The following is a 16,332-nucleotide window of genomic DNA, read 5'->3' as shown; positions in this document are numbered from 1 at the left end:
GCGGGGCGTTCAGGACGGGCGTCGGGTTACTGCCAGCTGATCAGGCCGTAGTTCTTCTTGCCCCGGCGCAGGATGCTGAAGCGGCCGAACAGGCGGTCGTCGCCAACGATCTGGTGATCGAGCGAGTCGGCCTTGACGCCGTTGATCGCGACGCTGCCACCCGAGATGAAGGTGCGCGCTTCCGACTTGGACTTGGCCAGGCCGGCGGCCACCAGCGCGTCGATCAGGCCAGCGTTGGCGCCGTCGATCTGGACGCCGGGCATGCCGTCCTGCGCCAGTTGCTCCAGGTCGTTCTCGGTCAGGTCGGCCAGCTGGCCGGAGAACAGGCTTTCGGTGATGCGGCGGGCGGCCATCAGCGCCACTTCGCCATGCACCAGACGGGTGGCTTCCTCGGCCAGAATGCGCTGGGCTTCCGGCTTGCCGCCGCTGGCTTTATCGGCGGCTTCGATCTCGTTGATCCGGTCGACCGGCAGGAAAGTGAAAAACTTCAGGAATTTGTAGACGTCGGCATCGGCCGTGTTCAGCCAGAACTGGTAGAAGGCGTAGGGCGAGGTCTTTTTCGGGTCGAGCCAGACGGCGCCGGACTCGGTCTTGCCGAACTTGGTGCCGTCGGCCTTGGTGATCAGCGGTACGGTCATGCCGTAGGCCTGAGTCTGATGCAGGCGACGGGTCAGGTCGGTGCCGGCGGTGATGTTGCCCCACTGGTCGGAGCCGCCGACCTGGATCTTGCAGCCGTGGCGCTTGTACAACTCGGCAAAATCGTAGCCCTGCAGCAGGCTGTAGGAAAACTCGGTGTAGGAAATGCCCTGGTCTTCGCGCTGGATGCGCTGCTGCACCGATTCCTTCTTGATCATGGCGTTGACCGAGAAATGCTTGCCGATGTCGCGCAGGAATTCCAGGCAGTTCATGCCGCTGAACCAGTCGTAGTTGTTGGCCATGATCGCCGCGTTGTCGCCCTCGAACTTGAGAAAGGGCTTGACCTGGTCACGGATCTTGCCGACCCAGCTGGCGATCACGTCCGGCGTGTTCAGCTTGCGCTCGGTGGCCTTGAAGCTGGGGTCGCCGATCATCCCGGTGGCGCCGCCGACCAGCGCAATCGGGGTGTGGCCGGCGTCCTGGAAACGCTTGAGGATCAGCACCGGCACCAGATGGCCGAGGTGCAGGCTGTCGGCGGTCGGGTCGAAGCCGCAATACAGCGTCACCTTCTCCTCGGTCAGCATCTGGTCGAGCGTCTCCGCATCGGTGAGCTGGGCGATCAGGCCGCGATCCTGCAGGTCCTGAAGGAGGGGGGACTTGTACATTGCGTTTTCTCCACAAACCGGCGCAAGTTGAGAAAGATTCCGACGCGCCAAAAATCGGACCGCAGATTTTAACAGAGGCGCTGCGGTCGACTGCAGTTCGGCATGCTTTTGACCGGAGGGGAATGTGGTGTCGCTGATTCGCGTATGGCTAGGCGGCTATGCGTATCGCGTGAACGCCCGAGCCCCTTGTTTCATCCGGTATCTCAAGTAAGGGGCATTTGGCCACGGACAGGTGTCGGTACCGCTGATCAGTATTCGGTGCTAAGCGCATGATGAGACTTCCCGGAGTCTGGTTTCGACGGCGGGAGGTGGATGGCGGTCGGTCGGCCTTGTCGCGAGGCTGGTTTTTAAGTGTGAAGGTTGTTGACCGTGGATGATCTAAAAAATGTTGTTTTTCATCGTTTGGTACTGATGGAATATTCCTTTTGGCATTGCGATGGGTGTTTGGCATAATCCCATGGTTGTTTTTTGCTGCTGCCATTGGCTTGTATCTGCTTTGGCAGAAAGGTTTTGTCCTCGTCGACAGGGAGTTTTATATGAACAAGAGCGCCATTTTGTGCGCGCTGCTGGCCGGGCTGGGGTTGTCCGGTTGTGCCTCGAAATATGCCGATGTGCCGACGCCGACCCGCTTTGAAGCGGCGGCGCAGAAGAAGCTGCAGGCGGCACATCACTGGCAGGTGATCGCCGGGCATGTCGCCGAGCAGTTGGCGGCCGATCTGAGCATCGGCGACAAGCTTGCTGGGCGGGCCTTGTATGTGCCGCAGCCGGGCGGCGAACAGGCTTTCGTTGAAGGTTTTCGCGAGTTGCTGATCACTGCGCTGGTCGAGCGTGGCGTACCGGTGGCGACGCAGCCGCAAGGGGCTTTGAGCGTTGATGTGCGCTATGCGGCCTACCGCTTTTCTCCTGATCGCGTGGTCAATCAGTATCGTTACGGTCAGCTGACTTCGCTGGCCGTTGGTTTATGGGGGCTGGGGGCGATTGGCTCGGCAAAGGTGACGCATGCAGTTGGCGTGCATGTCGGGACTGTTTTGGTCGGTGTTGGAGCCTGGCTTGATGGCTTGAATTGGCTTGAACAAGAGGCTGGCGGCAAGTCACGCGAAGCCAGCGGCCCGGTGCCGCAAAGCGAAATCGTGCTGACCACGTCGATTGCCGACGCCGGCCGGATCGTGGTGCGCAAGAGTCATGTCTATTTCGTGGCCGATGCGGATGTTGCCCTGTACTGGAGTCGCCCAGCGGCGGGTGGTACGGTGCTGCAGGTCAGCGGCGATTGCGGCGGTGAGGTGGCGAAATGCGCGCGCTGATAACGGGGGCTTGGCTGGTTCTGGCCGGGCTGACATTGGCCGGCTGCGAAACGATTCGGCGCGATGGCGATCTGCCGGAGCCGACGTACGAGGAGGCTGGCAAGAATGCTTTCGTTCAGGCCAACTACCGTGCAGTCGGCGAGTTGATGCAGCGTTACGGGCTGCCGGCGAGTGTCAACAACCGTGCCGAGAGTGCGGCCGCGCCGTTCATCGTGGCGACCGTGGCCAATATCGACCAGCTGGAGCAGTCGTCGACCCTGGGGCGGCTGATTTCCGAACAGGTGTCGTCGCGTCTGAGCCAGATGGGGCAGCAAGTGGTTGAACTGAAGTTGCGTAACGGGATTTACATGAAGCGCAACGAGGGTGAATTCCTGCTGACTCGTGAGATCAAGGAAGTGGCGACCGCGCATCGGGCGCAGGCGGTGGTTCTCGGGACTTATGCCGAAAGTGCGTCCTACATCCACGTCAGCCTCAAGCTCGTCAATCCGGCCAACAGCATGATCCTGGCCGCGCACGACTATGCGCTGCCGCTGGATCGGCAGGTGCGCAGCATGCTGCGCAAGAGCCAGCCGGGCCTGCGCTAGGCGGCGAACAGAGGCAGGTGCCGGGGCCGCGTCCAGCGCGGCCCTTTGTTTATTGAAAAAGCCGGCACCGGCTTGAGGTAAAATGGCAATCTTTGATTGTCGACCGCAAATATTCCTGCCATGACCCAGAATACCTCCCTCTCCTACCGTGATGCCGGCGTCGATATCGATGCCGGCGATGCCCTCGTCGACCGCATCAAGCCGCTGGCCAAGAAGACGCTGCGCGATGGCGTGCTTGGCGGCATCGGCGGTTTCGGCGCCCTGTTCGAGGTGCCCAAGCGCTACCAGGAGCCGGTGCTGGTGTCCGGCACCGACGGCGTTGGCACCAAGCTCAAGCTGGCTTTCCAGCTCAATCGGCACGATACCGTCGGCCAGGATCTGGTGGCGATGAGCGTGAATGACATCCTGGTCCAAGGGGCCGAGTCGCTGTTCTTCCTCGACTACTTTGCCTGTGGCAAGCTGCATGTCGATACCGCCGCTGCGGTCGTCGGCGGTATCGCCAAGGGCTGTGAGCTGGCTGGTTGCGCGCTGATCGGTGGCGAAACCGCCGAAATGCCGGGGATGTACCCGGACGGTGAGTACGATCTGGCCGGCTTCGCCGTCGGGGTTGCCGAAAAATCCAAACTGATCGATGGCAAGTCGATCCAGCCGGGCGACGTGGTCCTTGGTCTGGCTTCTTCCGGCGCTCACTCCAACGGTTACTCGCTGGTGCGCAAGATCATCGAGCGTTCCAACCCGGATATGAACGCGCCGTTTGACGGCGAGCGCACCCTGGCCGACGTGGTGATGGCGCCGACCCGTATCTACGTCAAGCAGGTGCTGGCGACCATGCAGAAGGTGACGATCAAGGGCATGGCCCACATCACCGGCGGCGGCCTGCTTGAAAACGTGCCGCGCGTGCTGCCAGAGAATACCGTCGCCGAACTGCAGAAGGCTGCTTGGCCGCGTCCCAAGCTGTTCGACTGGATGCAGGCCGAAGGCAATGTTGCCGAAAACGAGATGCACCGTACCTTCAACTGCGGTATTGGCATGGTGGTGATCGTTTCTGCTGCCGAAGCCGATGCAGCCGAGGCCGAACTTAAGGCGCAGGGCGAGGCAGTCTATCGCATCGGCGTGATCCGGGCGCGTCAGGGTGACGAAGCGCAGACCCTGGTGGTCTGATTCTCCGGCGCAGCGGGCTGGCCGGCAACTGCGCTTGCCGGCGCTGCTGCTGGCGGGATTTCTGGTTTTTGTTTTTGCCCCGAAGCCGGTTATGGCGGCTCCCGCCAAGCCGGGCAATGGGCTGCGGCAGCTTGCGACGGTCGCGCCGCCGGTCGTGCGCGGCAAAGCCCGGCCGTTGCGTCCGGCCCTTAAACGGGCCCAGCCCAAGGCCCCTCCACCCAGCGAGCCGCTGGCCAGCAATCCGGCCGATTACCTGGTTGCCACACTGGGTGCAGCCGAAGTGCTGGCCGGCGATTTTCAAGGGGTGCATGGCGCCGCCAGTTTTTACGGCCATGCCTTTCAGGGGCGGCGTACCGCCTCGGGCGAAACTTTCGATGTGCGCGAATTTACCGGTGCCAGCAACCGCTTCCCGCTGGGAAGCAAGGTTGCTGTTTACCGCCCGGATACCGAAGCTTGCGTGATTGTGCGGATTAATGACCGGATGGCCGGGCATCGCAAGCGGGTGATCGACCTGTCCCGCAGTGCGGCTGAGGCATTGGGTAGTCTGCGGGCTGGGGTAGCTATTGTACGGGTCGCCAGGCTTGACCCGGCGCATGCGGCAGCCCTGTTCGCTGGCGAGGGGGAAACCGACGCGCGACAGGCGTGCCGGGCGGCGTTTGGTTTGCCTGAGATGCCCGATTTTTACGGTCAACCGCCGTCAGAGGCCGATTTTTCGCTGCCGGTGCAGGATTTGGGAATGCAGTGAAGATTACGGTGAGGTGATCCAGCGGGCGTTTGTAGTGATGTGCTTGGTCTACAATGTCCTACTTTCGGGAGATGAAGAAAAAAGCCATGGACAGCGGATTGTTGGTATTCATCGTCGATGATGACGAAATTATCCTGACCGTGTTGCGCGAGATTCTCGCGGGGCAATGTGCGGTCGAGTGCTTTACGTCGGTCGAGGCTTGCCGGGCGCGCCTGCCGGAGCGTCAGCCTGATCTGCTGTTGCTCGATCTGTCGTTGCCGGGGATGGATGGCTATACCTTCTGCCGCGAGTTGAAGGACGACTGGGAAACCCAGGATATTCCGGTAATTTTTGTCTCGGCCAACGATGACATGGAAACGCGTCTGAGTTGTTACGAAGCCGGAGGCGAGGATTTTATTCTCAAGCCTTTCGAGCCGGCCGAGATTCAGTGCAAGCTGCAGGTTGCCGAGCGGATCATTGCCAGCAAGCGGGCACTCAACGAGCAGGCGGGTTATGCCCAGCGGACTGCGCTTTCGGCCATGACCAGCATGGGTGAGTTGGGCGTGGTGCTGCAGTTTCTCAGCAAGTCTTTTGCCTGCAGCGATGTCGAGTCGCTGGCGGCAGCGATACTTGACGCAACCCGGCAGTGGGACTTGCAGGCAGCCGTTCAGTTGCGGCTCGACGGGCGGGTTTATTCGGTCAGTGCCCATGGTCCGGAAGTCCCGCTGGAAGTTGCGGTGCTCAACCATGTCCGTAACAGCGGGCGAATCTTCCAGTTCAAGTCGCGTTGTGTTTTCAACTACGGCAATCTGACGCTGCTGCTTAATAACATGCCGCTGGATGATGAGGAGCGGGCCGGACGAATTCGCGATAACGTAGCGCTGCTGGCCGAGGGGGCCGCAGCCCGGATGCAGGCGATTGAAAGTGATTTGCTGGCGCATCGTCGGCGCGAGGGGATCGAGCGGGTGCTGCCGAGGGTGCAGCAAGTGTTGCAATCGGTCCAGGCGGGCTACCGCCGCAGTTCCTTCGAACTGACGCAAAGCATGCTGGAGTTCGAGCAGGTGCTGGCCAAGTCCTTTGTTTCGCTTGGCTTGACCGAGGAACAGGAAGAATTCCTGACGGGGCTGACCGGCGAGCAGATGCGGACCATGGTAGCGTCACAGGATCAAGGTGCGCAGATCATCGATCAGCTGCAGGAACTGGCCGATTCGCTTGAGGCTTTGCTCAGGAACTGAAGTTTCGGGCCGCCAGCCAGCCGGCGACATGGTCGCCGGCTTTTTTTTGCAGCGCCGCATCCAGGCAATCGAAGTTGTCAGCGGCAAACGAATTGCTGAGCCAGGTGATTTGGCGCTTGGCCAGTTGCCTGGTGGCAAAAATACCCCGATCCCGTAACTCCCGGCGGGGAATCAGTCCTTCCTGCGCCTCCCAGGTCTGGCGGTAGCCGACGCAGCGCATCGAGGGAAGTTCGGGGTGCAGCGAGTATTTTTCCCGTAGCTGTCGCACCTCGTCATCGAGTCCGGCGAGCAGCATGCTGTCAAAGCGCTGGGCAATCCGCTCGTGCAGAACGCTACGGTCGGATGGGAGCAGGCCCAACTGCAGGAAGTCGTAGGGTGGGGGCGTGTGTTGGCTGGTGGCAAGCAGGGCCGACATGGTTTGCCCTGAAAGCAGGCAGATTTCCAGGGCGCGCTGAATTCGCTGGCTGTCGGTAGGGTGCAGGCGTTCTGCGGTCACCGGGTCAAGCGCCTGCAGTCGAGCATGCAAAGCTGGCCAGCCGAGACGCGCGGCGTCCGCATCGAGTTCAGCCCGAATGGCCGGGTCGGCTTGCGGCAGGTCGGCCAGCCCTTGTAGTAGCGCCCGGAAGTAAAGCATGGTGCCGCCGACCAGCAGGGGGATTTTTCCGGCTTGGCGAACTTCGGACATGGCCGCCAGGGCGTCACTGCAAAAGCGTGCCGCCGAGTAGCTTTCTTCCGGGCTGATCAGGTTGATCAGCCGGTGAGGGTGGCGTGCGAGTTCCTCGGCGCTGGGTTTGGCCGTGCCTGCATCCATGTCGATAAAGACCTGGGCTGAGTCAACGCTGATTAGCTCGCAGGGGAAACGCTCGGCGAGGTGCATGGCAAGGGCAGTCTTGCCGGATGCAGTCGGGCCCATCAGCAGGATGGCGGGGGGGAGTGAATGGGTGGAGCAGGCAGAATTCATGGCGGCGAATGCTATCACGGGTATCGGTGAATCTCCGGTAGGGGGCGATTCGGCGGCGGGTGGGGCGAAAGGCCTATTCTGTTTGTCCCAGTGCTTCTAGTACAATGGAAAGGTTTGCCTTGATCAAGGCGCAAAGAGAGTTTGTACAAGGGGTTGTCAATGAGTTTCGGGGCGGTGTTGGCAGTGTTGGTGGCAGGGGTTGGCGGCGATACCGGCGGGTTCGTGATCAATGCCTTCGACGTGGAAGGCGTTACGTTGTTTCCCGAAGCAGCCATTGCCCAGGTGGTTCAGCCTTACGTGGGTACCGGACGGACTCTGGATGACATCAACGCGGCTGCCGAAGCGCTGCGCAATGCTTATGAAAAGGCCGGCTACCCGGTGGTCAAGGTTTATCCGCCGGTGCAGGCGGCCGAGCAGGGGCGGATCAAGCTCAAGGTGATCGAAGGAAAGATTCAGTCGGTCCAGATCAAGGGGAGCCAAATCTACAACGCTGATAATATCCGCGCCAGTTTGCCGCCTCTGCAGGAACGGCGGCAGCCGAACACCGGCGAGATCGTCGCTGCGGTTGCAGCGGCCAATGAAAATCCGGCCAAGCAGGTGGCGGTTAACTTCCAGGCCGCCGAGCAGTTGGGTGATATCGATGCGATTGTCAATGTCACAGAGGAAAACCCGGAAAAAATCCTGCTGACTGCCGACAACATGGGGAGCAAGTCGACCGGCGTCAACCGCTACAGCGTTGGCTATCAGCATGCCAACCTGTTCAATCGCGACCACATGTTGACCCTGACGGCTAGCACCTCCTGGGATTACCCACAGAAGAGCCTGAGTCTTTCCGGGGGGTATCGGGTGCCGTTCTATGAAAGCGGTCTGTCCCTCGATTTGATTGCGGCCTATTCCGACTCCAATGCCACAACCAATGTCGGTTTTGGCAACGCCAATCAGTTTACCGGCAAGGGGGTGACGCTGGGCTTGCGCCTTAATCAGATACTCTCAAGCATCGGTGAATACCGTCATCGCCTTATCTATGGCTATGATTTCAAAGATTTTCGCAACGATTGCACGGGCGCACCCGACGCGCCGGGCAAGTGCGGCACGATTACTTCGCAACCGCTGAGCGTTTCGTATGTCGCGCAGTTGAATAACCCCGCTTATCAGTTGAACGGTAGCCTCGGTTGGTTTACCAACCTGCCGGGAGGCCCGAACGGTGGCAACCAGGAATACCGGCTCAACGCCAGAGGTGGTGAAAATCGCTGGCAGGCATGGCGCATAAGTGCAGGTGCGATGTTGCCGTTACCTGCGGATTTTCAGTTCCGGGTTGCTCTGGCCGGGCAAGTGACTGGTAACCGGCTGATTGCAGGTGAGCAATTCGGGGTTGGTGGTTCTGCCTCCGTGCGTGGCTACATGGAGAGAACCGCGACCGCAGAGAGCGGCTATAGTGTAAACGTGGAGTTGTACTCTCCGGATATCGGCAAGCAGCTGGGTGAGGGCGTTGGTTTGCGGGCTTTGGTGTTTCATGATTTTGGCCGAGTCTATTCAAACGCCGGTTCTGCCCAATTGCCGCTCTCCAGCGTAGGTGCCGGCCTGCGCTTCAATCTGGGACGCAGCGTTGCGTTCAAGATTGACGTCGGTGTCACTCAGGAATCGTTCGTTGGTGGTCCGGGGACCGGGATGAGTCGCCAGCGTGGCGATTCGTTCGGTCATGTGGCACTCAATATTTCGTTTTGATCCCGTATTCAGGGAGTTGCAAGATCATGAATTCTCGTCATCGCCCCGCCGCCCGCTGCACTCGTCCGGTTTTTGATTTTCGCCCATCGCTTGCTGCGATGGCGGTCGCCGCCTGTTTTGCCCATACCGGGGCCTTGGCCAATCCGGTCGGGCCACAGGTGGTCGCCGGTAACGCTCAGTTCAACCAGCAGGGCAGCACCTTGACAGTGACGAATGCGCCAGGGACGATCATCAACTGGCAGCAATTCAACATCAATGCCGGCGAAACCACTCGCTTCAACCAGCAATCGGCGAGTTCGGCGGTACTCAACCGGGTGCTGAGTAACGATCCGAGCAGGATTTATGGTCACTTGCAATCCAACGGGCAGGTTTATCTGGTTAACCCGGCCGGCATATTTGTCGGTCCGAATGCAGTCATCGATGTCAGCAAACTGATCCTCTCGTCGCTCAATCTGGCCGATGCCGATTTTCTTGCCCGCCGTTTCAGTTTCAATGGCGGGGGTTTTGGCCCAGTCGTTAACCTGGGGCGAATTTCCACACCGCTGGGCGGCAGTGTTTACCTGGTGGGTGGTGAAGTACGTAATGAGGGCATCATCTCCAGCCCCCTGGGGCAGGTTTTGCTGGCAGCCGGCAAGAGCGTCAGTCTGGCCGATACGGCAGGCCCGGAATTGTCAGTCACGATCGCAGCAAATGCGAACAAGGCCGTCAACCTGGGACGGATCGACGCCAACGGTGGCAGGATCGACATGTTCGGGGCGCTAATCGAGCAGCAAGGCGTTCTCAGTGCCGACAGTGCCCGCGTCGATGCACAGGGGCGGATCGTGCTGCGAGCAAGCGATACGGTGTCCGTGGGTGGTGCCTTGAGTGCTACCAATAGCCAGGGGCAGGGTGGGGATATCCGCGTTTTGGGCGAAAAAGTCGAGTTGACCGCAAAGGCGGCTCTTGATGCCTCCGGTGCTACTGGTGGCGGGACGGTGCTGGTCGGTGGTGACTGGCAAGGAAAGAATGGCGCCGTACCGAATGCGCAAACGACTGCCATGCAGGCCGGAGCAACGATCAAGGCCGATGCAACCGAACGAGGTGATGGCGGCAAGGTCGTGGTCTGGGCCGATGGACATACCGACTTCAAGGGGCAGATTTTTGCGCGAGGCGGTGCTCTCGATGGTAACGGCGGACGGGTCGAAACCTCTGGCCATCGGAGCATCGACTTGGGCGGGCAGGTGAACACCTTGGCCAGCAAAGGGAAAACCGGGTTCTGGCTGATTGATCCATCCGTCATCTGTTTTGTGCTGAACAGTGGTGATCTTTGCAGTACGACTAGCGAAAGTTACCCGGCGGCCACGCCAGCGCCGGTTTCAAAAGTCAGCAAGGCAAATCTTGAGTCGGCTTTGCTCAGCAGTGATCTCACCTATACCGCTACCGATTACATCGAGATTTTGCCGAATGGCGGGGTTTTCGAGGTTTCCAGCACTGTGCCGCAGGGGCGAAAAATCACGTTTGAGGCACCGTATATCTATGTCAATGGGACTTTTGATGCGAAGACCTCGGATACGGCCAATAGCCGTAACCTGGCCTTGTGGCTGAATGCAAGCTCTGGCTCCTCTTCCTCTTTTAGCACCAAGAGTAATGCAGTCGAATTTGGCCCGAGTGCCTCGATTCGCTTGCCGGGGCCGGGGGGCACGGTTTCCGACACGGCGGATACCATGGCCAGCGCGAGTTTCAAGGTCGAGGCAACCAAGGTGGATTTTGCTGCCAACAGCAAGGTCGAGGTGGGCGACTACAGCAGCAATAGCGGGATTGCGGCGCTTAAAGTCGGGCAGATTGCCGCAGCCAGCCCCGCAAAACTGGCGGCCGGCAATGTCCACATCGAAGCGGGTAGCTTTTCCAGTAATCTCGAAGTCAAGGCAAATACCCTCAAGCTGGACCCCAAGTCAGCCAATATCCAGCATTTGAAGCTCGGGGTGTCGATCTCCAACGATGCTTGCGGAGCGGGTAATTTCTGTTTTTCAGATGTGCATGAACTGTTTGCCAGCACCAGTTCATTGTCCAAGTTGTTGATCAAGAACCCTTATGATGTCGATGCTACCTATGGCGACATTTATTTAAGCAGCAGCTTTAATCCTCGTGCATCGACCTTGTCGATGCTGACCTCGGGTAAGGTTTTTCTTCAGTCGTATACCGTACCGTCGGTGTTGGCTGGCGGGACCTTGATCGCCAAGGGCGGGTCGGTGGAGTTGAGCGGAAGTTTCGATGCCGCCTCGGCCTCGGGGCTGAAAGTCCGTCTGGAGTCTACGGATGACGCCAGCGGCGAAATCAAGCTGGCCAGTGACGCGGTGATCAATATTCCAAAGACGGCTTCAGTGCAGGAAAATACTAACTGGTACGACGAAGCCGATTTGCGTTTTAACGGCAACAAGCTGCGGGTAAAACCTGGTGCTCAGGTGACGGTCGGGGGGGTGAATAACCGGGCCGGGATCGTGCAAATCTCTACTCGTTACTTGTCGGTCGAGTCGGGGGCCGAGTCGACTTTTACTACCGGCATCCTGGCTGCCGGGTCTCCAGACTACGAAGCATTGGGTAGCAGCTCAAGCATTGTGCCGCTCAAGGTGAGTGCCTGGACATTGGCGATGGTGCCCAAGGGGATTGAGCGCGATAACATCCAGTTGGGTGATGACAGCAATTGTCCTGGCAGCACGATCTGCATCAAGGATGTCAGCACCTATTTCTCAGGTAGCTGGAAGCAAACTGCCGTCAATACTTCGGGAACCGCCACCCTTTCAGTGGTCAGCGGTTTTCTGCAGCCTGCCGAGAGCCTGAGTCTTAATGCCGGTGGCAATCTGACCATCAGCACTGAACTGACGGCCAGCCGTGAGTTGGATATTACTTCCCAGAAGGGGAACATTGATCTCTCTTCGGGGACGGCGAAAGCCAGCTACATCTTTGTTCATGCCAAATCGAGTAGTGGCACGGTTTCTCTGGGCTCGACCGGTTCGCTGCAAGGCTCGGGGAGTCTGGCGCCTCTGAAGGAGCCGGGCAGCGCCAGCACCTATAGTCCGACAACGACGGACCCTACCGTAATCGTCGAATTGGGGGATTCCTCCTCGGGAACCAGCTACGGCGCTTTGTCACAGACCACGCCGGCCTCACAGATCAATGCAACGGGTAGTTCGAATGGAAAAACCTGGTTTCTGATCACTCCTTCCTCTACCAGCGAGCCGACATCTTCCTTGCCAAGCGGGTATCGAACCTATGCTGATAAATCTGCGCTGACTGCAGCAGGGTATTTGTCCAATTCAACCATCGCCAGTTCCGATTTGACCAATCGCAAATTCTATGCGGTTGGCACGGCGCCAACGGTTAGCAGTGGCGGCGGCGGTGGTGGCGGTGCCAGCACCCCGGCGCCAACCCAGACCCCGGCGCCAACCCCAAGTCCCACGCCCGAGCCAACAACGTCTCCAGTGCCGACCGTGCAGCCGACGCCGGATCCGAGCATCGTGCCGCAGCCAACGCTTGCCCCGGAGGGCACGCTGCTGCCGCAGCCGACAATCGCACCGGAGAAGGTACAAGAGCAGGTGCTGGAACAAAACCGTTTGCTGACCGAACTGCAGAAACAGGCGATTGAGGCGCAGCGCGGAAAAAATCCCAATTTCCCGCAGCAGGCTGAGGCACCGGTTCAGGTCGAGCGCAACCTGATCAACAGTTTCATGCAATTGAGTGCTGCCGAAACCGAGGATGCCCTGAATAAACTGATGCTGAGCGGCAATCCCTTGCCGTTGACGCGTGAGCAACTGCGCGAGCGGATTGGCCTGGCCCGATTGGAGTCGGAGTCGATGCGCAAGGCCGCAGAGAGCAAGCAGCTGGCCGCAGAGGCCAAGCAGGCGGAAAACGAGGCCAAGCAGGCAGAGAGTGCGGCCAAGACTGCTGCAAGCCCGGAGCAAAAGGCGAGTGCGGAACAAAAGGCTGAGCAGAAGAAATTCGAAGCCGAGATCAAGCAGACCCTCGCCGAAAGCAAGCAGGCTGAGGCGGAGAGCAAGCAGGCCGAGGCCGCTGCTCAGCTCGGGGAAATCGAGGCACGCAGTCAGCGTTCGGCGGGGGGGCGGACTGTGACCGAAAAGCGGGTCGAGGAAAAGCGGGCCGAGGCTGAGGTCAAGCAGGCCGAGGCTGAGGTCAAAAAAGCCGAGGCCGAGTTGAAACAGGCCGAGGTCGAGGGTAAAAAAGCCGAGGTCGAGCAGAAGAAGGCCGAGGTGGAGCAGAAGAAGGCCGAAGCCGAGCAGAAGAAGGCGGTTGCCGAGCAGAAGGCCGAGGCTCGGAAAGTTGCCGAGGAAACGCGTAAGGAGCAGCGCAAGGAAGAAGTGGCCAGCGCATTCTCTACTCTTCCGGCTGGGGCCTCGAAGGCTCAGATTGCCGATGTGCTGGCCATGCGCCGCGAATTGAAGACCGAGGTGCTGAAGCCGGCGCTGGAAACCGTCGAGCGTAATCCGAAGGCTGCTGATCTGCCGCCTTGCGGTAGTGGTGCGGTGGTTTGCGTGCCGGAGGGCAGCAACCAGAATGCTGAACTGCCGCCGCCTCCGCGTCCGACGGTCTCCTTCCTGCCGCAGATTCAGCGCAAGGTGGCGTTGATGATCGGGATCAACAATTACTCCGATTCCAATATTCCGGCACTGGAAACTGCTTTGCCCGATGCCCGGGCGGTCGGTGATGCGCTCAAGAACCAGATGGGCTACGACGTCAAAACCCTGCCCAATGCTAGCCGGGCGGATATTGTGGTCGCTCTCAACCAGTTGGCACGCGAGGTGGGGCCGAATGACTCGGTCACCGTTTATTACGCCGGGCACGGCTATCTGAGCGACAAGAACAATACCGGCTACTGGATTCCGGCAGATGCCAAGAGTACGTCGCCGGATAACTGGATTTCCAATAACGATGTGGCCAAGCTGTTGAACAATATTCCGGCCAAACAGGTGATGCTGGTTTCCGATTCCTGCTATTCCGGCTCGCTGGCCAAGGAGCAGACGGTGGGCTCCCGCACTTCGGTCGATCCGAATGCAATTCTGGCCAAGCGTTCAGTGACCGTGATGTCCTCGGGGGGGGAGGAGCCTGTCTCTGACGAAGGCAAGGATGGGCACTCGATTTTTGCCTACAGCTTCATGAATGCCTTGAAGACGGTCAGCAAGTTTGACCCGGCCAGCAATCTCTTCGATGCGGTCAAGGCACAGGTGACGAAGGAGTTTCCGCAGAATCCGCAATATGCCGGCTCGGCTTCGGCAGGGCATACGCCGGGTGGGGATTTCCTGGTCGAGGTACGCTCGTACCAGTAAGCGCAGAACGCCGTTTGGCAAAAAGGCCGCATTTTCCCTGCGGCCTTTTTTTCGTCTGCCGGGCCGAGCCCGCGAGTGCGAGCTTTCCTCGGTCGTCCTGGCTTGGCGCCTGCCAAGGGGGCGGAACTGCCAGAATCCGTGCGGCCGGGAAGCGGTGTGGCTTATTGCCCGCGCAGGAACAGTCTGTCGAGTTGGGCCAGTGACAGTGCGCTCCAGGTCGGGCGGCCGTGGTTGCATTGGCCGGCGCGCTCGGTTTCCTCCATCTGCCGCAGCAGCGCGTTCATTTCCGGCAGGGTTAGCTGGCGGCGGGCGCGGACTGCGCCGTGGCAGGCCATGGTCGCCAGCAGTTCGTTGCGGCGGGCGGTGATCAGCTGGCTGATTCCGTGCTCGCGCATTTCTGCAATCAGTGCCCGCGCCAGCGCGGCCGGGTCACCCGATTGTAGCAAGGCCGGGACGCTGCGCACCGCCAGCTGGGTCGGCCCCAGCGGGGTGATTTCGCAACCGAGCGTTGCCAGTGCTTCGGCGTGTTCCTCGACGGCTGCAACATCGAGCGGATCGGCATTGAACACGGCCGGGATCAGCAGTGCCTGGGTCGCGACCTCGCGGCTGTCAAAGGCGGTCTTCAGCTTTTCGTAGAGGATGCGCTCGTGCGCGGCGTGCATGTCGATGACGACCAAGCCTTCGGCGTTTTGCGCCAGGATGTAGATGCCGTGCAGCTGGGCCAGCGCGTAGCCGAGCGGTGGACTGTCACGGTCGACCGGCTGGGGCGGAGGATTCTCGCTGAGCGCTGGCGGACGCGGGCTGTGACCACCCGGCGCGTCCAGCGTCTGGGTCGCGCGGGCAAAGGCGAGATAGGCCGCAGCGGTGGGTTCGGCAATCCCGAGTCCGCCTTGCTGCGGTGCCTGCCAGGCGGGTTTTTGCGCGGTGGGCGGGTTGACCGTGAAAACGGTGGGGGCCGGCTGGCTCTCGCGGGCAGCCGGGCTGACCGGAGTCGTGGACTGCCCGCTGAAGTTTTCTGGCGTGCCGCGATTTTCGGCCAACACGCGGTTGACCGCGTGATAGACGAATTGGTGCACCGCCCGCGAGTCGCGGAAGCGAACCTCGGTCTTGGCCGGATGCACATTGACATCGACCAGCGCCGGGTCGATCGCCAGGAACAGGCAGACCGCCGGCTGGCGGCTGCCGTGCAGCACGTCGCGGTAGGCCTCGCGCAGCGCGTGGGCAATCACCTTGTCGCGGACGAAACGGCCATTGACGAAAACCGTCTGACCATCCTTGCTCTCGCCAGCGAGGGTTGGGTCGATCACGAAGCCGAACAGTTCGAGCGGCCCGCCGGCGGCGTCCACGCGCCGGGCGGCACCGATGAAATCGTCGCCCAGCACGTCGGCAATCCGCCGTGGCGCATCCGCCGGTGCCCATTGGTAAAGCAGGCGGCCGTTATGGCTGAGGCTGAAGGCGACGTCGGGCCGGGTCAGCGCCAGGCGGCGGACAGCGTCGGCGCAATGCGCGAATTCAGTGCTTTCCGACTTGAGGAATTTGCGCCGGGCCGGGGTGTTGTAATACAGATCGCGCATCTCGACCACGGTCCCGGCCATCAAGGCCGCCGGCTCCGGCGTCGCGCCCGGTTCGCCCTTGAGCTTCCAGGCGTGGCTCGCCCCGCGTTCGCGGCTGGTCAGGGTCAGGCGGGCGACCGAGGCGACCGAGGCCAGGGCTTCGCCGCGAAAGCCCAGAGTGGCGACCTTTTCGAGGTCGTCGAGGTCCTTGATCTTTGACGTGGCGTGCCGGGTCAGTGCCAGTTCCAGCTGCTCGCGGGCGATGCCGCAGCCGTCGTCGGTAATCCGGATCAGCTTGACCCCGCCTTCCTCAAGGTGAATCTGGATGGCCTTGCTTTCGGCATCGAGGCTGTTTTCGAGCAGTTCCTTGAGTACGGAGGCGGGGCGTTCGACCACTTCGCCGGCAGCAATCTGGCTGATCAGCAGGTCGGGGAGGCGGGCAATGGTCGGCATGGGGGCGGATTATAGC

10 protein-coding genes are annotated in these 16,332 nt (G+C 60.6%); 7 read left to right on the top strand and 3 right to left on the bottom strand.

Going from position 1 to position 16,332, the window contains the following annotated elements; all coding sequences use genetic code 11:
• Window positions 1-26 precede the first annotated feature (26 nt).
• A complete protein-coding gene (gene tyrS, locus VX159_RS12020) occupies window positions 27-1,301 on the bottom strand; it encodes a tyrosine--tRNA ligase (protein WP_371323127.1) in 1,275 nt (424 codons plus the stop codon).
• A gap of 536 nt (window positions 1,302-1,837) precedes the next feature.
• Between tyrS and VX159_RS12015 the strand changes: the two genes are divergently transcribed.
• The 5 genes from VX159_RS12015 to VX159_RS11995 all read left to right on the top strand — a co-directional run bounded on the left by VX159_RS12015 (window position 1,838) and on the right by VX159_RS11995 (window position 6,306).
• Window positions 1,838-2,602 (top strand): hypothetical protein, encoded by a 765-nt coding sequence (locus VX159_RS12015; protein WP_371323126.1) that lies wholly within the window; start codon window positions 1,838-1,840, stop codon window positions 2,600-2,602.
• Entirely contained in the window at window positions 2,590-3,186 is a 597-nt protein-coding gene (locus VX159_RS12010; protein WP_371323125.1) for a FlgO family outer membrane protein, read from the top strand. The genes VX159_RS12015 and VX159_RS12010 overlap by 13 nt, the downstream gene beginning before the upstream one ends.
• Window positions 3,187-3,306: 120 nt before the next feature.
• On the top strand, window positions 3,307-4,347 hold the full coding sequence (gene purM, locus VX159_RS12005; protein ID WP_371323124.1) for a phosphoribosylformylglycinamidine cyclo-ligase: 1,041 nt from the start codon (window positions 3,307-3,309) through the stop codon (window positions 4,345-4,347).
• On the top strand, window positions 4,319-5,092 hold the full coding sequence (locus VX159_RS12000) for a septal ring lytic transglycosylase RlpA family protein (protein WP_371323123.1): 774 nt from the start codon (window positions 4,319-4,321) through the stop codon (window positions 5,090-5,092). The genes purM and VX159_RS12000 overlap by 29 nt, the downstream gene beginning before the upstream one ends.
• Before the next feature lie 86 nt (window positions 5,093-5,178).
• On the top strand, window positions 5,179-6,306 hold the full coding sequence (locus VX159_RS11995) for a two-component system response regulator (RefSeq protein ID WP_371323122.1): 1,128 nt from the start codon (window positions 5,179-5,181) through the stop codon (window positions 6,304-6,306).
• Here VX159_RS11995 and miaA read toward each other — a convergent pair.
• Window positions 6,296-7,267 (bottom strand): tRNA (adenosine(37)-N6)-dimethylallyltransferase MiaA, encoded by a 972-nt coding sequence (gene miaA, locus VX159_RS11990; protein ID WP_371323121.1) that lies wholly within the window; start codon window positions 7,265-7,267, stop codon window positions 6,296-6,298. The genes VX159_RS11995 and miaA overlap by 11 nt on opposite strands.
• Window positions 7,268-7,426: 159 nt before the next feature.
• Between miaA and VX159_RS11985 the strand changes: the two genes are divergently transcribed.
• Window positions 7,427-8,992 carry a ShlB/FhaC/HecB family hemolysin secretion/activation protein gene (locus VX159_RS11985; RefSeq protein ID WP_371323120.1) on the top strand — a complete coding sequence of 522 codons (1,566 nt, stop codon included), beginning with the start codon at window positions 7,427-7,429 and terminating at the stop codon, window positions 8,990-8,992.
• A 26-nt stretch (window positions 8,993-9,018) separates the two neighbouring features.
• Window positions 9,019-14,310, top strand: a complete 5,292-nt coding sequence (locus tag VX159_RS11980; protein ID WP_371323119.1) for a caspase family protein — start codon at window positions 9,019-9,021, stop codon at window positions 14,308-14,310.
• A 161-nt stretch (window positions 14,311-14,471) separates the two neighbouring features.
• Here the strand turns inward: VX159_RS11980 and mutL are convergent, their stop codons facing one another.
• On the bottom strand, window positions 14,472-16,316 hold the full coding sequence (gene mutL, locus VX159_RS11975; protein ID WP_371323118.1) for a DNA mismatch repair endonuclease MutL: 1,845 nt from the start codon (window positions 16,314-16,316) through the stop codon (window positions 14,472-14,474).
• Between the last annotated feature and the right edge of the window lie 16 nt (window positions 16,317-16,332).

Source organism: Dechloromonas sp. ZY10, from assembly GCF_041378895.1.
Classification (GTDB): domain Bacteria; phylum Pseudomonadota; class Gammaproteobacteria; order Burkholderiales; family Rhodocyclaceae; genus Azonexus; species Azonexus aquae.
This window is presented reverse-complemented; position numbering and strand designations above follow the sequence as displayed.